Consider the following 19,974-nt stretch of genomic DNA (forward strand, 5'->3'; position numbering starts at 1 on the left):
TGTATTGTTTAAACATAGTGAAATTACCAAACAAACCAAAAACAAATGTTGTTACGCACACTAATTTAATGTGCTGCAAAAAACAAATTTGATAATAAAAATCCTCAGATATTTATTATTTTAATGTCTAAAGATTTTTATTATTTGGTTAAGGAAAAGAAACATTTCACTATTCCAAAACCATTTTGTACAAGGAAGGAATTTTTATGTCAGTTGTAACACTTGAACAAGAAACACTCGCAGTTATGACCGAATTAGCTGATGAAGAAATCAGTGGAATTGTCGGCGGTGGACGCGGTATAGATATCGATAACAGAACCAATGTTGGCGTTAATGCCAAAGGTAAGAACGTACAAGTATCCAATCAAGTTGGTAACGCATCAGCAATTGGTGGAGGAGATGCTAAGGTTTATCAAAATTCAAATCAAGAGATTGATAACAGCAGAGACCGTGTGTACTTCTAATACTAATAAGTACTAGGTTATCTCCATAGCACGCTCATGTTGAGTTACTATTTCACTGTTCCAAAACCATTTTGTACAAGGAAGGAATTTTTATGTCAGTTGTAACACTTGAACAAGAAACACTCGCAGTTATGACCGAATTAGCTGATGAAGAAATCAGTGGAATTGTCGGCGGTGGACGCGGTATAGATATCGATAACAGAACCAATGTTGGCGTTAATGCCAAAGGTAAGAACGTACAAGTATCCAATCAAGTTGGTAACGCATCAGCAATTGGTGGAGGAGATGCTAAGGTTTATCAAAATTCAAATCAAGAGATTGATAACAGCAGAGACCGTGTGTACTTCTAATACTAATAAGTACTAGGTTATCTCCATAGCACGCTCATGTTGAGTTACTATTTCACTGTTCCAAAACCATTTTGTACAAGGAAGGAATTTTTATGTCAGTTGTAACACTTGAACAAGAAACACTCGCAGTTATGACCGAATTAGCTGATGAAGAAATCAGTGGAATTGTCGGCGGTGGACGCGGAAGTGTAGATATCGATACCAAGGCTAAAATTGACGTTAAAGCCAAAGGTGGAAACGTACAAGTATCCAATCAAGTTGGTGTTGCAATAGCAATTGGTGGAGGAGATGCTAAGGTTATTCAAAAATCAAATCAAGGGATTGATAATAGCAGAGACCGCGTGCGCTTCTAGTATTAATAAATACTAGTTTATCTCCATAGTACGCTCATGTTGAGTTACCACCTCAACCAAAAGTCACTTTAACAGTGTTTGTATTGCCAAAAATTTCTATATCATGATTTGTAACGATGATACAAATCAAAACAGCACTAAGCTAGTAAGCATGAAAGCTATGCATTATTTCGTTAGGACAGTTATTAAACAGTAATCCTTTGCCAATTGCTACGAACAACTGACAAAGGACTACAAACGACCCTTACGAATAAGCTACAGACATCTTATAACATAGTGGTCTGGCTATTATTGGCATCACAACCCTTTACAACGTTACACGAACATTGGCGGGTGTAAGCCGGATAATAACGAAAGGTCAAAAGGTAAGCGACCAATCATTATTATCCCTTACTTCTTACCCACCCGTCAATGTTTTCATATAAAAATTACAAAATCGTTACTTTAACAGAAGTTACTCTCGTCTACGCAAAATCGCAAAATTTAAAAATAAAAAATTTGATTTTCTCAGCTTTCGACCTTTCATCAGATGGTAGGTTGATTTTTGCATCTGAATATTAGTATGCCAAAGCAAACAAAACATATCCGCCTTCCGCTGAAGACAGAAGGTAATTTTTTATTCAGTTGTCAGCCTAATACCCAATTCCTTCTGAATGCAATGCAAATTGGGATAATTTATAGTGATTAATCAAAAAAGCGACCTATTTCGCAAAGAAGCTTTAGAGCGTGCTTCTTCGCCTGAAGAACTAGATCAAATTATGCAGGTAGTCAGCCCGAAAAAGTGGCTACCTCTAGTTGCTGTTGGTTCCTTGGTGGTAACAGGGCTAACTTGGAGTTTTTTAGGTCGAATTCCAATTACAGTAACGGGTACTGGCATAATAGTCTATCCCAGCACAATTACCTCATTCCAGTCACCGATCGCAGGTAAATTGCGAACAATCAACGTCCGAGTTGGCGACTTTGTAAATAGAGGAGATGTGCTGGCGACACTAGACCAAAGCGAACTGATGAAACAGCTACAACTAGTCCGCTCGAAATTAGGGCAACTACAAACAGAAGATAGCGCTGCTAACTTAGTGCAAGTGCAGCGGCAAAACGCAGACAAAGAAGCGATGAAACAGCAACGCCAATCTTTGCAGCAAAACCTCCAGGCGGTACAGAAACTCACCCCGATTTTAAGAGAGAAAGGGCTAAATTCGATTCAACGCGATCGCGCCAATCAAACCCAAAGCTTACAAGCACTGCGGGATCTCTTACCTACCTTCAAACAGAGATTGACCAACCGCCAGCAGCTATTACAAGAGGGAGCAATTTCTGGCGATACAGTCTTACAGTCACAGCAAGATTACTTAAATGCTGTTACCCAAATTAATGAAGCCGAATCGCAACTCAAGCAACTAGATGTCAAAGAAGCAGATGCCCAACGACAATACCTAGAGAATTTGAACTCAATTAAAGATTTGCAAGCGCAATTAAAACAACTAGATAGCAAAGAAGCGACTGCGGCGCAACAAGACTTAGAAGCTGTAACCAACCGCAAAAAAGAAATCCAGGAAGTTCAGCGGAATATTGTGCAATTAGCACTGCAACTATCAAGCAACAGCTTAGTCAAGAGCAGTTACTCTGGACGAATTTTAGAAATCTCCGCAAGTCCCGGACAGGTTGTTTTACAGGGTACACCCATAGGAGCGATCGCCGCACAAAAGCGATTGGCTCAACCTGTGAGTGTGGCATTTTTTCCTGTTGGCGATGGCAAGCAAATTCAACCAGGGATGAAGTTACAAGTTACACCTAGTACAGTGCAACGCGAACGCTTTGGTGGCATCATCGGTGCTGTCACAGATGTCTCAGCTTTTCCTGTGACTAAAGAAGGTGCATTAAGTGTAGTCGGCAATTCTGAATTCGTGGAAGCTTTGATGTCACAAGGGCCACAGATGCTAATTACTGCGCGACTGCAACCAGACAATTCCACCTTCAGCGCCTACAAATGGTCTTCTTCTCAAGGGCCACAGATGAAAGTCACTTCTGGAACTACTACCTCAGTACAAGTGACCGTGGAAGAACGCGCCCCGATTACTTTTGTGCTGCCGATTCTAAGATCCTGGAGTGGCATTTCGTAATATTGGGGACTAGGGGAATGTAAAAGAAATTATTGAAAATTTTACCTATTGAATCAACCTTGATGCTGTATTAAAGTGCGAAATCACTTAAAGGAGAATGCATTCTGGCGTACTGGGAAAGCAATGTATCTAATTATTTGCAGAAAACATCAAAATGAATACGCGATCTACTGAAATGAGAAAGCAATATGCCTTTTTGCTTGCTGAATCTACCGAAATGAGAAAGCATTTAAGCAAAATGAGAAAGCAATATGCCTTTTTGCTTGCTGAATCTACCGAAATGAGAAAGCATTTAAGCAAAATGAGAAAGCAATATGCCTTTTTGTTTGCTGAATCTACCGAAATGAGAAAGCATTCAGGCATTTTGCTTATTAATTTGGCTTAATCAATACAATCAAGACTTCAGAACGGAACTGGGAACAGGGATGTATCTAAAGCCTCAAAGCAATGAAGATAACGCCGAGCAGAGAAGTAGCTTCTTGCCTTGAGTGTATCGCTAAAGCGAAAGCTCCGCTAACGCGCAGCGTCTCGTAGAGAAACCGAAAAGTGTCTAAGTGCTGGCTACTTCTTTGCGCCAACCAAAAGTAACTTCAATACGGTTCGGTTAAAGGGGAAAGGCGAAGGGGAAAAGGGAAAGAAAAAACCTTTAACCCTTACCCTTTAACCTTTTCCCCAAACCAATTCTTAGTTCAAAATGCTTATCCGAACCGTATTGAAAGTAACTTTTATATCAATAGACCTCTTGCATAAATCAAAAATAAGAAAGAACCCCACCCCGCCAAAGCTACGCTTTGTCTCCCCTCCCCGCTTGCCTACGGTGTACACACATCTCTGTACAGACCCAAAATCGTTGGAGATCCCCCTAAATCCCCCTTAAAAAAGGGGACTTTAAGAGACTTTTGCCCCCCTTTTTAAGGGGGGTTGGGGGGATCAAAAGGCTCTGGGGCAACTCTATAAGACTTGTGTGTACACCGTAGCCCCGCTTGCGGGGAGGGGTGTTAGAGACTTTTGCAAGAGGTCTAATAAATTAAGCCAAAGTCCAAATTTTAAAAAATATTTTTATGTTCTGGCAAAATCTGCAAAGAAATCTGCAAAATATATTAGAGCGATGCCTGCGGTGGGTAAAGCCAACGCCTAAAAACAAGCGGTGTCACACCCCTACTCTGCTGCAAATGGAGGTAGTAGAATGCGGCGCTGCTGCTTTGGGTATTATTCTGGGTTATTACAATCGCATTGTCCCACTAACAGAACTGAGGCAAGCGTGCGGTGTCTCGCGGGATGGAGTTAGTGCCTTAAATATCTTGAAGGCTGCCAGAAATTATCGACTCAACGCTAAAAGCTTTAAAACCAACTTAGCTGGCTTGTCGCAGTTAAAATTTCCTTACATTGTATTTTGGAACTTTAACCATTTTTTAGTAGTAGAAGGAATCGGCAAACAGCGAGTTTATCTCAACGATCCTGCTACTGGACGGCGCATCGTCTCCTTAGAAGAATTCAGCGGCGCTTACACAGGTGTAGTGCTAGTTCTAGAGCCTGGTTTAGAGTTTCAACGCGGAGGACGCAAGCCTAGCACAATCTTAGCTTTATGGTCGCGGTTGCAAGGCTCCATTGGCGCATTACTTTACTGCGTGCTGGCAGGATTTTTGTTAGTAATTCCGGGACTGGCCATACCTGCATTTTCCCAGGTATTTGTAGACAACATATTGATTGAGCATCGGTATGAGTGGTTGCGTCCCCTAATTTTAGGCATGATCTTTACAGCCGGACTCAGTGGATTTTTGACGCTGCTACAGTTGCAGTTTTTGCGTCAAATGAAAATTAAGTTGTCCGTGGGTATGGAGAGTCGGTATCTGTGGCACATTTTACGCCTACCCATTAGTTTTTACGATCAGCGGTATGCCGGAGAAATCAGTAGCCGCATACAACTCAACGACAGCATCGCCAATATGCTTTCTGGTGAATTAGCGACTACTGCGATCGCAACAGTATCAGTATTTATATATGTAGTAGTGATGCTGCAATATGATGTTGTACTAACTTTAATTGCGATCGCCTTTGTCGCGATCAACCTTGCCGCCTTACAGTGGGTGAGAAGGCGGCGCACAGATGCCAATATCAAACTCATCCAAGAAGAGGGAAAAGTTCGCGGCGTCGAAATTTCTGGTCTTCAGAGTATGGAGACGCTAAAAGCATCTGGATTAGAGTCAGATTTCTTCTCTCGCTGGGCGGGTCATTATGCCAAAGCGATCAACACCCACCAGGAATTAGAAGAAACAAACCAGACAATAGGTGTTTTACCATCTTTTCTGTCAGCGATCGCTTCCATGCTGCTTTTAGCTGTAGGCGGTTTGCGAGTCATGGATGGAGCCTTGAGCATCGGTATGTTAATAGCCTTTCTTGGCATGATGCAAAGGTTTTTCGCCCCAGTCAGTAATCTCATCAGCCTGGGAAGCGAACTTCAAGAGATGGAAGGTAATCTGACTCGCCTTGATGATGTCTTGCGTAACCCCATTGACCGACAGTTGCAGGAAAGAGGCAGGGGGGCAGGGAGCAGGGAGCAGGGGGGCAGGTGGTCACTGAGCGTAGCCGAAGTGGGAGCAGGGGAGGCAGGGGAGGCAGGGGGAGCAGGGGGAGCAGGGGAAGCAGGGGAAGAAATTACCTCCTTGTCTCTCTTATCTCCCTACCCTCTTCCCAAACTCCAGGGGTATGTTGAATTACGCAATGTGACATTTGGCTATAGTCAAATTGCCCCGCCGCTAATTGAAAATTTTAGTCTCTCGCTCCAGCCGGGACAGCGAGTTGCCTTGGTGGGTGGGAGTGGTTCTGGTAAGTCTACTGTTGCCAAACTTTTATGTGGGCTGTACGAACCGTGGCAGGGAGAAATTCGATTTGACGGCAAACCTAGAGAGCAAATTTCTCGCCAGATACTAGCCAATTCTATTTCTGTCGTAGAACAAGAGATTTTGTTATTTGCTGGCAGCGTCAGAGACAACTTGACGCTTTGGGATACTACCATACCTGAGAGTCATCTTGTCCGAGCTTGTCAAGACGCAGTGCTTCACGATGTAATCCTTTCACTACCTGGAGGCTATCATGCTGACCTTTTAGAAGGTGCTACTAATTTGAGTGGTGGTCAGCGACAACGGCTAGAAATTGCCCGTGCTTTGGTGAATAATCCCAGTATCCTGATCGTGGATGAAGCCACCAGCGCCCTGGATGCCGAAACAGAAAAGAATGTCAGTCGTAATCTGCGGTTGCGCGGTTGCACTTGCATCATCGTCGCGCATCGACTCTCGACTATCCGAGATTGTGATGAAATTATTGTCCTCGATCGCGGCAAGATAGTCCAACGGGGAAGCCATGCACAATTACAACAAGTTCAAGGGCCGTACTTACAATTAATTCGCAGTGAGGGAGCAGAGGAGGCAGGGGAGCAGGGAGCAGGGGAGCAGGTGGTCACTGAGCGTAGCCGAAGTGGGAGCAGAGGAGCAGGGGAGGCAGGGGAGGCAGGGGAAGAAATTACTTCCTTGTCCCCTGTGTCTCCTTCATCTCTGTTATCCTTTGCAAATCTCAAAGGACAACACTATCGTTTTCAATGCAATGAATCGCTACTGCTAGATGACCCGGAAACAATTTGGCTAGTGAAATCTGGTTACTTGGCGCTATTTGCGATCGCAGTTAATAATGGCATTCCTGAAGGCACTCGTCGCTATTTATTTAGTAGCACAGCTGGACAGGCGATGTTTGCGATCGCACCAAGTTTAGAGGGCAAGCAGCAAGAGGTTTTAGCAGTGTCACTTGAGGAGACAGAAATTCTCAAAGTATCCAGAGCAGACTTTAACCAGTTGTTTGCTGACGCTAATAAAGAAGTAGTAACTCTGATAGAACGCTGGATTTACCAATTAGGTTCGGTACTTGCTGGGATCGCTACGCCAACTATACCAACATCGCTGCCAAAAACCCGCCAGTTCTCCTTAGTCGAAGACCAAATCTTCCAGCCGCATCAAATATCGTGGGTGCAAATTCTCCAAGGGCGTGCTAGATGGATGGGGTTTGAGGAACTGGCCTTAACTTCTGCCTCTGGAATGTTGCCTTTGGCTGAAAATATGTGGTTACAAGCAGATAACACTGTGGAGTTGAAAAGTGTTAACACCGCCCAAATCGCAGATATCAATTTCTTGTTAGGTGGTTTGTCCCAACTACAAACTTACTTCCTCCACTGCATTAATCTGCTGCAACGGCAAGAGATGGATGCCGAATTACTGAGATTTCAAGCCAGAGAACGTCTTGAGAGCCAAGTGATGCAAGAGACGTTAGCAGAATTAGCATCTGTATTGCCACAGCCAAAATCAGACGGGCTAGATAATAGTTTCGGATTCAGTAGTAATCTTGATGCAACTGACCCAAACCAAGCCTTACTAATTGCTGCTGGTGCTGTGGGACGAGCATTGGGAATTAAGATTCATCCGCCAGCTGCCTCAGAAGATTCTAATCGAATCCAAGATCCTGTAGAAGCGATCGCTCGTGCTTCGCGTATCCGCTTACGACGGATTCAGTTACGGGACAGTTGGTGGCAAAAGGATTGCGGGCCGATGTTGGCATTTACACTTGCAGATAAACGGCCAGTGGCACTATTACCAGTGTCTGATACACATTACAAACTCTACGTTCCTGGGGAACGAACGCCGATCTCTGTCGATGCTCAGATAGCAGCAGTTTTAGCTAAGACTGCCTACGCATTTTATCGACCTTTACCTGATAAAAAGCTGAAAACTTTTGATTTACTTCAGTTTGCCCTCCAAGGACATTACAAAGAAGTAATTATAGTTGTAGTAATGGGAATAAGCGTTAGCCTGTTAGGAATGCTGACACCTCAAGCTACAGCTATCCTGATCGACAAAGCCATCCCAGATGCTAATCGAGGCTTGTTGAGCCAAATTGCTCTTGCTTTGGTGGCTGCTGCCTTTGGTGGAACGCTATTTCAGCTAGCCGTTGGGTTTGCCACCATTAGGTTGGAAACTTTTGCCGATTCCTCTACCCAAGCCGCAGTGTGGGATCGATTGTTAAACTTGAAGGCTTCCTTTTTTCGCTCTTTCTCAGTTGGTGACTTGGATTCTAGAGTCACGGCTATTACTCAAATCCGCCAGCGACTGGGTAACACAGTCTTAAAAACAATCTTCTCCAGTTTGTTTTCCTTATTGAATCTGGGATTGTTATTTTACTACAATGTTTCCTTAGCTCTCATAGCTTGTGCAGTGGCACTGGTAAATATTGCCGTCACTATCATCTCTGGTAGTCTTATTGTCCGTAAAGTTCGCCCATTACTAGAGCTACAAGGACAAATTTTTGGCGTGATGGTGCAATTAATTAATGGAGTTGCCAAACTCCGAATCGCCAAAGCTGAAACCCGCGCCTTCGCCTACTGGGGTAAACAGTATACGCATCAACTAAAATTAATGCTGAGTACCCAAGGCATTGAAGATAGCCTCGCGGTAATCAATCAAGTATTACCTGTGTTAACCACTGCTGCCCTCTTCTGGTTTGCTACTAGCTTAATTGGGCAATCCCAAACTCCTGGAGGAGGTGGTTTATCCACTGGCACTTTCTTAGCATTCAACGTTGCTTTTGGCACGTTTATTAACGGAGCCACTAGCTTAAGCAGCACAGTTGTGGAAGTTTTGCAAGTTTTACCCTTGTGGCAACGGGCCCAACCAATTTTGCAAGCTGAACCGGAAATTAGTTCCGCTCAAGCAGATCCGGGTAGGTTATCGGGCAAATTAGTTGTAGATCGGGTAACTTTCCGCTATCGTGACGATGGTCCCTTGACGTTAGATGATGTCAGCATTCGTGCTGAACCAGGAGAATTTATTGCCATTGTTGGGCCTTCTGGCAGCGGTAAATCAACTTTATTGAGGTTACTGTTGGGGTTTGAATTACCGAAATCTGGCACAATTTACTACGACGAGCAAGACTTAACTTCTTTGGATGTCCATGCTGTACGCCGTCAATTGGGTGTGGTACTCCAAAATAGTCGGTTGATGTCAGCTTCTATTTTCGAGAATATTGCCAGTGGTGCCTTGGTGACGATGGACGAAGCTTGGCAAGCAGCCCAGATGGCAGGTTTAGCAGATGATGTTGCAGCAATGCCGATGCAGATGCATACAATCGTCAGTGAGGGAGGTAGTAATCTTTCTGGCGGACAACGACAACGGCTGTTGATTGCTAGGGCGTTGGTGTTGAAACCCCGGATTTTGCTATTCGATGAGGCGACTAGCGCTTTAGATAACAGAACCCAAGCAATTGTCAGTGAAAGTTTACAACAGCTGAAGGTAACTAGGGTTGCGATCGCCCATCGCCTCAGTACTATTCAAAACGCTGACCGAATTTACGTACTTGCAAATGGCAAAGTAGTGCAGCAGGGTAGTTTTGTTGAACTAGGAAATCAATCAGGGCTATTTGCACAACTCATGATGCAACAGTTGCTTTAATACCAAATCCGGCTGATTAGCTATGATTCCTGCATTTGTGTAAAAACCTGAAAACTCTTTCTCCCCCTGCTCCCTGCGCTCTCAATAATAAGTCTTTAACCGGACACGAATATAAGGAAGTCCCTTACTCTGGTAAAAAATGCTGAAACTATTAAGATTAGAAGCATCTGCCTACTGAATACTTACTAAACCTTCCCAGCCATGCCTCTGTCACGCCTAGTAACGCTGATTGTCGGTCTGATCGTCATTTTGGGGCTAGCCCTATGGCTAATTGATTCCCTGTCACGCCTCTATTGGCAATTATCCTATTCGCCGTTGCTAGGCAATTTACTGTTGTTGCTGCTAATTCTCCTGATTGGAGCCTTGGTTGCTGCTTTTGTTTATTATGTACTGGTGATTCAATCTGGAGAAAAGCGATCGCGTCGCAACCCAAAGCGAGCGACTGCGGCCCAAATTCCGGCTGGCAAATCTGATGCAGCTTCTACAACTCTCCAGGCTGTGCGGCAACAGGTAGCGCAAATTCAAGATGAAGTCACACGCCAAGCTTTATTAAGTCGATCGCGAGAGATTGAAGCCAACCTCGCACGGGGTGAAATTCAAGTAGTGGTATTTGGTACGGGGAGTGCTGGCAAAACTTCTCTAGTTAATGCGATTATGGGACGTATGGTCGGTCAAGTAAATGCACCGATGGGTACAACTCAGGTTGGAGAAACCTATTGTCTGCGGTTGAAGGGATTAGAACGCAAGATTTTAATTACAGATACGCCGGGGATTTTAGAAGCAGGAGTGGCAGGAACGGAACGGGAACAGATGGCGCGAGAACTGGCGACAGAAGCAGATTTACTGTTGTTTGTGGTAGATAATGACTTACGACGCTCAGAATATGAGCCGTTGCGGGGGTTAGCAGAAATTGGCAAGCGATCGCTTTTAGTTCTCAACAAAACTGATTTATATACAGATGAAGATAAAGAATCCATCCTTGCGAGATTGCGTCAACGCGTACGGGGATTTATTGCTACTAATGATGTGGTAGCGATCGCTGCCAATCCCCAACCTGCACAACTAGAAACTGGCGAAACCTTCCAACCGGAACCGGATATTGTTCCTTTGCTACGGCGCACGGCTGCTGTTTTGCGTGCCGAGGGGGAAGATTTGGTGGCGGATAATATTCTTTTGCAATCTCTGCGATTGGGAGATGAAGCGCGAAAACTCATTGATGGCCAGCGTCGCCGTCAAGCTGACAAAATCGTAGAACGGTTTCAATGGATTGGCGCTGGTGTGGTGTCAGTTACGCCGATACCAGTTGTAGATTTATTAGCCACAGCCGCAGTTAACGCTCAAATGGTTGTAGAAATTGGCAGAGTGTATGGCTGTGAATTGAATATGGAACGGGGACGAGAATTAGCTCTTTCTTTAGCGAAAACCATCGCCAGTTTGGGCATTGTTAAAGGAGCAATTCAATTATTATCTACAGCCTTGCAACTCAATGTTGCTACCTTTCTGGTTGGTAGGGCAATTCAAGGCGTGACAGCAGCTTATTTAACGCGAATTGCTGGTAAAAGTTTTATTGAATATTTTCGTCACGATCAAGATTGGGGTGATGGGGGAATGACGGAAGTTGTGCAGAAACAGTTTCAAATTAATCGCCGAGATGAATTTATTAAAGCTTTTATTCAAGAAGCGATCGCACGGGTAGTGAAGCCATTACAAGATAAATCTGAGGTGATTGAACATGATGAAGAAGTCAATAGCTAAATATTGTTAGTTTTATGACCATAAACGATATCATCTGTGTATAGTGTTATACGCTTACTAGAAATCAGGAGTACAATGAAGCTTCAGCAACTAGTAATTGTCAGTGCAGTATTTGTTTTGGCTGCTGTGCCAAAAATTGCGCTTGCAGATGAAGTGTGGAATAGCGGCTATGGCAGGGTGGTCTATCAAAGCGATCGCGGTAAAACTGCTATATGGACTTATCCAGGAGGAACTATCTTCATTGAAGGGCTAGCTGGAGTATCCAGCAATCGTGGAATTTATCATGGCTATTGGGTTGGTAACTCCAATGTCAAATGTGACACGTCACGAGAAGATGGGTCAGGCAAGTTGAGCAACACCTGGGGACGATTTTCAATCCGCTTTCTGGTTCCTAATTTTCCCATGCCCTGGGAAGCAAGATGGAGCTATTGCGAGGGCGAACCTACTTTCTCTTGGAATGGAACCCCGCTAAAGCAAGCTTCAGTTCAACGCTAAAGTTTATTAACTTTTGTGGCTAAAATCCCCCAAGCCTGACTGCAACCGTTTGAGTTGATGACCGAAGTATTCGCCACTAGTCTTTGGGGGAGCGGTTTTGTGAGCGATCGCACCGAGAGCCAGCCGTAAATCCGTTCCAAAACGGTTCGTCATCGTGCAGGTTTCGACGCTTGCTTGGCGTATTCTTCTATCAGGAAAGCATAGTCTTCGTAATTGGGCAGAGTCTCGAAGCTATGAACCGCAGCGGTCATCGCCCATAGCAGCTTTTCCCTCGTCCAAGTTTCGATGAAAGGCGTTAACCATGACGCATCGTCCAGCATCGTTGCGCGAAGGTTAACGAACTCGTCTATTCCTTCCGGGCGAGTAAACATCCAACTCATGCAGTGCGGGCAGAAGTAATGGCGGGTCGCGCCGTGCAAACCGCCAATGGTCGGCTGACCTTTCAGTACTGAGAACCCAACGCTTGGGATCGCGGCGCTTAAAGAAAAAGCGCTGGCGGTCATTCGCTGACAACCCGTGCAGTGGCAAGCCATTGTCAGCAGAGGCGGGGCACTCACCTGAAACCGTATCTGTCCGCAACGGCATCCACCTTCCCAGGGCAAATTCCAGTCGTTCACGATCTGCCGCCTCCGTTATCTATTTATGTTCCATTCATAACTAACAATAATATTTTATGGATTATCTGCAAATACAAAAAAGGGAAGAGCAAGCAATATGCAATCGAATAGTGTTATCGCAAATCTTGACCAAAATTGGGGAGTATTTTGCAGCAAATAGACGGGGAATTTTTTGATACTCGTTAGGCAACCATAGGCAGAAAACAACTAATTCTTTAGATAGAAGCCTTCGGTAAATATCAGTTTTAGCATGAAATAATTATCCTAATTACTTTTCGGAAAATAATAGTGGGTAGCACATTGGAGCTTAATTACTGGGCTTTTGAATCATAGCTAGGCTGTGTTTTAGTGATTTGTGCAAGCATGGCAATCTGTTTGTCATGAAACTCAGGAGATAATGAAAATGACAATTAATCATGGGATATTATCACAACTAGGTGATGGTGATAGTTATTCAGTAGCAGGCGATGTAGCTACCTTTAAAGCTACGAGCGAACAAACAGATGGCAAGTATGCACTGTTTGAAGTAGTACTTGCACCCCAACTAGGCCCGCCGCCACATATTCATAGTCGAGAAGACGAAGCATTCTACATTCTTGAAGGTTCGATTGAGTTTTATCTTGATGAACAAACAGTTCTAGCAACTCCCGGAACATTCTTGCATTCTCCTATAGGTCAACTCCATAGTTTTAAAAATATTGGTTCTGCACCAGCTAAAATGCTGATTTGGGCTACTCCAGGTGGAATAGAAAAGTTTTTTGCACAAGTCGGAACTAAAGTAGAGAATTCATCAGTTCCACCGTTACCTATAACTCAAGAAGTGATTGACAGGATATTAGCAACTGCTCCAAAATATGGAATTACAATTGTCCTTCCTGAAACGGAGAATTCTCTATAAAATTGGAATTTTAATCACAAAAATTTTTCAGTTTTAAGGATTATTTGCTTATAAATCACTCATATAAGTACTGAGTGAACTCAGTATTTATGCAGGCTGACCCGATATAGGACTAGTATTTGATTTCTGAAAAGATACGTAGTAGTGTGTCAAGACTAAAATGTTGCAATAAATTTTCTTGTGGAGCGGGCAAGATGCCCGCCAATTAGGACGGGCTAGAAGCCCATCCCACAAGAGTTTGTTAATGCACAAATTTAGCCTTGCCACGCCACTACAATACTTAATTTTGTTCAAAAATCAAATATGATTCTTATATTACCAAAAAGCGATCGCGATATACTGAATATAAATTGTCAAAGGAAATAGACCTAATGACTTATCCTGATAATCAGAGTCTGCCAGACAATCAACCGTATAAAATTTACGAATTTAAAAAAACTAATCAAGAAAAAATACCTGGTTATTTAGTAGTTAGTACTGCGAAACTGAACGTTGAGACAGAAGAAGACAATTCTCATAGGTATTTCTCATCAGTTGCGAATAAAAAGTTTTTTAATCTCAATGATGGAGAAGCTGAACCTTCAACCCAACACATGATTGAGAAAATTTCTCAAAGTTTGCAATCAAGCCCCGACCCAGAAATAATTATCAATATTCATGGATATAGTTCTACACCATCGGATACAGAGAGCGGGTGCAAAAAGATTTATGAATATGTTAATACGCATATTGAACAATCAAATAAGTATATTTTTATCGGATACAGATGGCCATCAGAAAATCCTATAAAAACGGATGAGTCTGGTTCCTTTAAACAAAAACTAATCAACGCACTTTCTTCTCTACCAACTTTACTAGCTATTAATTTAGCTTTGGGACTAACAATTAGTATATTGTCTACCATAGCTTTATTATTCCTAAATATTTTGAGTAATAGTGCTGTCCACTTTTTCACAGCAATATTAATTTTATCTGGGATTGTATCTTCAATTATTTTTACACTAATTATTCTCAGAATATCTACTTACTTTCGTGATATTTACAGAGCAACTAATTATGGAACGACAGATTTGGTGGAATTGATCAGACAGTTGGATTACACAACAAAACTTCTCCCAAATAAGCGGATTAAATTATCTTTTATTAGTCATAGCATGGGGTGTTTTGTAGTTACAGATGTAATTCGGATTCTCTCTGATGTTTTTGATGTTAAATCTATTAATAAAAAACCGAATTCGGATATTGGTAATGTATTTCGATTAGGCAGACTTGTATTAGTTGCACCTGATATTCCTGTAGAAAGTATCTTAGCAGGACGTGCTAATTTTCTTCGTTCTTCTTTACGTCGTTGTGAAGAAGCTTATATATTTTGTAATGAAGGAGACCTAGCGTTACGATTTACCTCTACTGCCGCAAATTATTTTAGTTTCCCAGCGCGAACTCGTATTAGTGGATACAGGCTTGGTAATATCACAGTTAAACATTTCAACAATAAAAATGATTCAGTGGGTCACACACCCAGATATGGAGTTGTTAATTTACACAAACAAGACTATGGCAAAGGTTACAGACTTGATAATCCTTATAAATATTTAGAAATTCGTTCTTCTAGTAACGAACATAGAAAACTTGAAGAGATAACTGAAATGTCAGAAGAGTTGGTACAACCCGCAGATTTATTTACATATTTTGACTGTACAGATTATAAAGATGACCGGATGAAGCAGATCGGATTAGTTAGTTCTGCCATCCAAAAGCCAGCGATAAATTTTGGGAATTATATTTTCCTCACCTTGGCATTTATTCGGAAGTCTTTTAAGAATACAGATCCTCAAGGTGTTGATACCCACACGGGCTATTTTGAAGGTGTTTTTAGTCAGAAAGCTATTTATGAATTAGCTTTTTTAGGATTTCAAGGATTTTTGCAATCTTTATCAATTGAAGGAAGTGAGTCCGAGCAAATTAGTATTTTTTCTCAAAAATGCCATGAAAAGCAAATTCAAGTGATTCTTGCGCCGCAAATATATCAACAAAAAACTCAAGATTAGACAAGAGATTTCTAAATCAAGGGGAAAGGTTAAAGGGTAAAGGGTAAAGGTTTTTTCTTCTCCCTTTCCCCTTAATCGACAAGTAGCCGCATTTCTCTCTTGTTCTTTCTTCTTCCCGTTGCCTTTAGCACTTGCTGGACAGACTCGACATTTTGATGGGCAATTGCAGATTGTAAGATATTTTTTCTACAAGGCAGAAAAATTGTAGGTTGGGTGAAGCAAAGCGCAACCCAACAAAGGTATTTTGTTTGCGAAGTATTTTTTCCTAAAAAAATGTTTTTTATACGCAAAAATACTTAAAAAAAATTAACTTATATTTTAGTGTCAAAATTCTGGTTATTTATTTCTAAAGTATTCCGGAAACAGGAGGGAATGTCAGAAAAACTAGATAAAAGGACTTACTGAGTAACCAGGTCATGACCCACCACATAATCGGTAAATTACTACAAGGGCGTTACCAAGTTGTCCAAAGCCTCGGTGCAGGGGTGTTTGGGCAAACATACATTGCTGTAGATGTAGATTATCCAGACAATCCCAAATGCGTTATTAAGCAGATTAAAGTTAGCAGTTCCGAATCCGGCTATTTGGAGATGCTGAGGTTACTGTTTCTGACTGAAACCCAAACCCTCAAGCTTCTAGGAAGTCATGACCAAATTCCTGAATTTATCGCCTGTTTTGAAGAAAACGAGCGATTTTATATAGTGCAAGAGTGTATTGAAGGACATGCGCTGACTGCGGAATTGCCCATCGATCGACATTTTGGGTGTCTGTGGAGTGAGAGCGAAGTTGTAGAATTTTTGATAGATGTCTTAGGTATTCTAGAATTTGTCCACTCTCAAGGCGTGATCCATTGCGATATCAAGCCGGAAAACTTGATTAGACGTACTGTTGATAACAAGTTAGTTATGATTGACTTTGGCTCAATCCAGTCGATCGATTTTGGCATAGGTGCGGAATTGCCCATTTATAGAATTCCCGTCACTTCATTGGGATACATACCGCCAGAACAATTTATTGGTCAAACACAGCCCAACAGTGATATTTATGCTTTGGGTATGATTGCTATCCAGGCTTTAACAGGGCTAGAACCACTACAATTAAAAACCGATCCTTCTACTAATGAAATTTTTTGGCGTTCTCAAAACACGCCAGTTAACGATTATTTAGCTGCTGTTCTCAGCCAGATGATCCGCTATAATCACCAAGACCGCTTTCAGTCTGCGAGTGAAGTATTGCGAGTACTCAAACAAATAATCTGGGAACCTCAGCCATCAGAAACATTACAGGAAGATTCTCAATTTTCTCTAGAAGTAGCAAAAAATCCTGCGTCTGGAAAATTATCCCCATTATTAACGGGAATGAAAGTAGGGCTAGCAGCTAATTCTTTAGTGATGGGATTTGGTGTATATTCTTTAGTTAATACATCACCTGCATATTCAGAAACAGATACATTATATAAAGCAACAAAAGAATATCAAGCAGGAGATTTGGAAGAAGCGATCGCACTCGCTAAATCGATCCCTTCTCACAGCAATGTTTATCCAGAAGCGCAAGCTACAATTGAAGAATGGCAAGAACAATGGCAAGTAGCTGCACAGCAATACGAAATAGCACAACTAGCTTTTCAAGAGAAGAGATGGTCAGATGTTCTTCATGCTGCTGCCAAAGTTCCAAAAATTTTATATTGGCAATCTAAAACAGATAAAATAGTTCAGCAAGCATCTGTCAACATTGAATTACAGACGCAAGATTTATTAGCAAAAGCTTACGAAAAAGCTGCTGACAAAGATTTTTCTGCCGCCTTACAATATCTACGTCAAATTCCTCAAGAAAGTCGTGCGGGTGCTTTAGTGCAAGACAAGTTAGCTGAATATAATCGAAAGCGGCAGATCAGAGCAGCCTACTTTTTACAGAAAGCCTATAAAAAAGCATCTATTGGTGATTTCGATCGAGCTGTAAAATTTCTCCGAAATATTCCCCAAGATACTTTAGTTTATGCTCAAGCTCAAGTCAAATTGAATGAGTATACTCAAAAACAACGCGTGGTAGCTGACTATCAAAAGATAGCTTCTGCAAAAAGAACAAATTTATTTGTTCCGAAAAAGTCAGTTACTAAGATTGAATCTCTTCAAGAAGTAAATTACTTGCAAGAGGTTAATATTCGGTAGGTTTAGTAATTAGTAATTCGTAATTAGTAATTCGTAATTAGTAATTCGTAATTCATAACACTTTGTACGTTCGCGTAGTATGTCGTCGCAAACAGACACTGCACTTAGCTTGCTTTCCCGTAGAGGTACGATGAGATAAGGGAATAAGGGAAATAACCCATGCCCAATGCCCTCTAGTTTTTACCAAGGAACCACACCGTTTTCATCAAAAAATCCTCCGCTAGAACCATCATCAGGTAGAGTAGCGAGTCTTACTGCTGCGATCGCACCCTGCTCAACAGTGCGATACCCTTGGTATTGATTAATGTCAGTTGCTGTAAAACCAGGATCGGCAGCATTGATTTTAATTGGGGTATCTTTAAGTTCGGCAGCCAATAAAACTGTGATTGCATTCACTGCTGTTTTGGATGAGTTATAAGCAAGAAACTTAAAATTAGCGAATTCGTAATTTGGATCGGAGTTCTGAGTCAGAGAACCTAAACCACTTGATAAATTCACTATTCGCCCTGCTTCTGATTTCTTTAAAAGTGGCAACAACGCTTTTGTAACTGCAAACACTCCAAATACATTCGTTTCATAAGTATGTCGTAGTGTTTCAATATCAACTTGGCTAGGTGGAAGGCGGTCGCCATCACTTATTATTCCAGCATTGTTCACGAGAATATCAAGTTTTTCAAATTCGCTCTCGATTTGTTTAGCCGCAGAGTCGATTGTTATTTGGTCGCTCACATCAAGTTGAATTGTTCGGGCATCGATCTGGCTAAGACGAAGTTTATTCGCCGCTTCTTCACCACGTCCTATATCTCTTGAACCAACAAGAACAGTAGCACCTCTAGAACCTAATTGGCGGGCAATCTCATATCCAATACCTTTGTTTGCACCTGTAATTAGCGCAACTTTGCCTTTTAAATCTTCTGACATATTACTTCTCTATTTCGATCGGCACTGACAACTTTTACTATCTTTGAGCAAGTTTAGTATACAAGTAATGTGTATCAACACAATATTCAAGAGTAATTGCAATACAGTTCGGTTAAAGAGGAAAGGGAAAAAGGTGAATTCAAACCTTTACCCCTTACCCTTTGCCCTTTCCCCAAACCACAACGGATATGAAAAGTGCTTATCCGAAGCGTATTGAGAGCGATCGCCTGTCATATTTGTACTAGTACTAATTCACACCTCAGATAGCTGTTGAGAAAATATTTGCAGCTTAAAGTAGCAATTGACTCAAAAATTCTTGAAGAAAGTAGATATGCAAACCAAACAGCTTGGTAATTCGGAGCTTAACATTACCCCAATCGGCTTTGGTGCTTGGGCGATTGGTGGCGGTGAATGGGCTTTTGGTTGGGGAGAGCAAGATGACCAAGAATCGATCGCAGCGATCGATCGCGCTCTTGACCTCGGCGTTAATTGGATTGACACCGCAGCTATTTATGGTTTAGGGCATTCTGAAGAGGTTGTTGCTAAGGCGCTCAAAGGTCGATCTAGTCGCCCTTACATTTTCACGAAATGCTCAATGATCTGGGATGAAAAGGGCGAAATTAGTCGCAGTCTGAAAGCGGATTCTCTGCGGCGGGAGGTTGAAGCCAGTCTGCGCCGACTAGAGGTTGAAACCATCGATCTTTACCAAATCCACTGGCCCAACCCTGACTCAGAAATCGAAGAAGGCTGGACAACTATGGTCAAGCTCAAGGATGAGGGTAAGGTTCGCTATATCGGAGTTTCCAATTTCAATGTCGAACAGTTGAAACGTATCCAAGAGATTGCACCAGTTACGTCATTGCAACCGCCTTATTCGCTGGTGAAGCCCGATGTCGAAAAGGAGATTCTGCCTTTTTGTAAGGAAAATAACATAGGTGTGATTGTTTATTCACCTATGCAATCTGGCTTGCTCACAGGAAAGATGACACCTGAGCGAGTTGCTAATTTCCCAGATAATGATTGGCGCAAAAACAGTAGTGAATTTCAGGAGCCACGTCTATCTCGTAACCTGAAGCTAGTCGAGGTGTTGCAACACATTGGTAAACAACACGATCGCTCACCAGGTGAAGTTGCGATCGCTTGGACTTTAAATAATCCGGCGGTGACTGCGGCGATCGTTGGCGGACGCAATCCTAAGCAGGTAGAAGGAATCATTGGTGCTGGAGAATTTCGCCTCAATCAGCAGGAACTAAATGATATTGATACTTTCCTGCGCGAGAATCCATAAAATCTCTCT

At 42.3% G+C, this 19,974-nt stretch carries 15 protein-coding genes and 1 pseudogene; 13 read left to right on the plus strand and 3 right to left on the minus strand.

The features are described 5' to 3' along the window. Nucleotides 1–206: 206 nt before the first annotated feature. From RM368_RS00320 to RM368_RS00360, 9 genes and pseudogenes are all read left to right on the plus strand, one after another. The gene (locus RM368_RS00320) at nt 207–464 is read left to right on the plus strand and encodes a hypothetical protein (protein WP_322692191.1); all 258 of its coding nucleotides are present in this window, start codon (nt 207–209) and stop codon (nt 462–464) included. A gap of 92 nt (nt 465–556) precedes the next feature. Beyond that, a complete protein-coding gene (locus tag RM368_RS00325; RefSeq protein WP_322692191.1) occupies nt 557–814 on the plus strand; it encodes a hypothetical protein in 258 nt (85 codons plus the stop codon). 92 nt (nt 815–906) lie between these two features. Next, complete coding sequence (locus RM368_RS00330) at nt 907–1,167, plus strand: hypothetical protein (RefSeq protein WP_322692192.1); 261 nt, start codon at nt 907–909, stop codon at nt 1,165–1,167. 680 nt (nt 1,168–1,847) lie between these two features. Next, nucleotides 1,848–3,287 (plus strand): NHLP bacteriocin system secretion protein, encoded by a 1,440-nt coding sequence (locus RM368_RS00335; protein ID WP_322692193.1) that lies wholly within the window; start codon nt 1,848–1,850, stop codon nt 3,285–3,287. A gap of 154 nt (nt 3,288–3,441) precedes the next feature. Then, nucleotides 3,442–3,672 carry a hypothetical protein gene (locus RM368_RS00340; RefSeq protein WP_322692194.1) on the plus strand — a complete coding sequence of 77 codons (231 nt, stop codon included), beginning with the start codon at nt 3,442–3,444 and terminating at the stop codon, nt 3,670–3,672. Between the two features lie 787 nt (nt 3,673–4,459). Then, nucleotides 4,460–6,703, plus strand: a pseudogene (locus tag RM368_RS00345) (NHLP family bacteriocin export ABC transporter peptidase/permease/ATPase subunit); the annotation flags it as partial. Nucleotides 6,704–6,838: 135 nt separating this feature from the next. Further along, nucleotides 6,839–9,775 carry an NHLP bacteriocin export ABC transporter permease/ATPase subunit gene (locus tag RM368_RS00350; RefSeq protein ID WP_416212201.1) on the plus strand — a complete coding sequence of 979 codons (2,937 nt, stop codon included), beginning with the start codon at nt 6,839–6,841 and terminating at the stop codon, nt 9,773–9,775. Nucleotides 9,776–9,976: 201 nt separating this feature from the next. Further along, a complete protein-coding gene (locus RM368_RS00355; RefSeq protein WP_322692195.1) occupies nt 9,977–11,530 on the plus strand; it encodes a GTP-binding protein in 1,554 nt (517 codons plus the stop codon). A 75-nt stretch (nt 11,531–11,605) separates the two neighbouring features. After that, nucleotides 11,606–12,025, plus strand: a complete 420-nt coding sequence (locus tag RM368_RS00360; RefSeq protein ID WP_322692196.1) for a hypothetical protein — start codon at nt 11,606–11,608, stop codon at nt 12,023–12,025. Between the two features lie 6 nt (nt 12,026–12,031). On the opposite strand, the gene RM368_RS00365 is transcribed toward RM368_RS00360, so the two are convergent. Next, nucleotides 12,032–12,178, minus strand: a complete 147-nt coding sequence (locus RM368_RS00365) for a hypothetical protein (RefSeq protein WP_322692197.1) — start codon at nt 12,176–12,178, stop codon at nt 12,032–12,034. After that, nucleotides 12,175–12,558: a GFA family protein gene (locus tag RM368_RS00370; protein ID WP_322692326.1), complete on the minus strand. Its 384-nt coding sequence runs from the start codon at nt 12,556–12,558 to the stop codon at nt 12,175–12,177. Before RM368_RS00370 ends, RM368_RS00365 begins: the two co-directional genes overlap by 4 nt. A 487-nt stretch (nt 12,559–13,045) precedes the next feature. Between RM368_RS00370 and RM368_RS00375 the strand changes: the two genes are divergently transcribed. The 3 genes from RM368_RS00375 to RM368_RS00385 all read left to right on the plus strand — a co-directional run bounded on the left by RM368_RS00375 (nt 13,046) and on the right by RM368_RS00385 (nt 17,756). Beyond that, nucleotides 13,046–13,540 (plus strand): quercetin 2,3-dioxygenase, encoded by a 495-nt coding sequence (locus tag RM368_RS00375; protein WP_322692198.1) that lies wholly within the window; start codon nt 13,046–13,048, stop codon nt 13,538–13,540. 371 nt (nt 13,541–13,911) lie between these two features. Continuing rightward, nucleotides 13,912–15,588 (plus strand): alpha/beta hydrolase, encoded by a 1,677-nt coding sequence (locus RM368_RS00380; RefSeq protein ID WP_322692199.1) that lies wholly within the window; start codon nt 13,912–13,914, stop codon nt 15,586–15,588. A 416-nt stretch (nt 15,589–16,004) separates the two neighbouring features. Then, nucleotides 16,005–17,756, plus strand: coding sequence for a serine/threonine-protein kinase (locus RM368_RS00385; RefSeq protein WP_322692200.1), 1,752 nt, complete (start codon nt 16,005–16,007; stop codon nt 17,754–17,756). Between the two features lie 180 nt (nt 17,757–17,936). On the opposite strand, the gene RM368_RS00390 is transcribed toward RM368_RS00385, so the two are convergent. Continuing rightward, the gene (locus RM368_RS00390; protein ID WP_322692201.1) at nt 17,937–18,677 is read right to left on the minus strand and encodes an SDR family oxidoreductase; all 741 of its coding nucleotides are present in this window, start codon (nt 18,675–18,677) and stop codon (nt 17,937–17,939) included. A 331-nt stretch (nt 18,678–19,008) separates the two neighbouring features. On the opposite strand from RM368_RS00390, the gene RM368_RS00395 reads away from it, so the two are divergent. Continuing rightward, nucleotides 19,009–19,965 (plus strand): aldo/keto reductase, encoded by a 957-nt coding sequence (locus RM368_RS00395; protein ID WP_322692202.1) that lies wholly within the window; start codon nt 19,009–19,011, stop codon nt 19,963–19,965. Nucleotides 19,966–19,974: the final 9 nt, after the last annotated feature.

Source organism: Nostoc sp. DedSLP03 (genome assembly GCF_034530815.1).
GTDB lineage: Bacteria > Cyanobacteriota > Cyanobacteriia > Cyanobacteriales > Nostocaceae > Nostoc.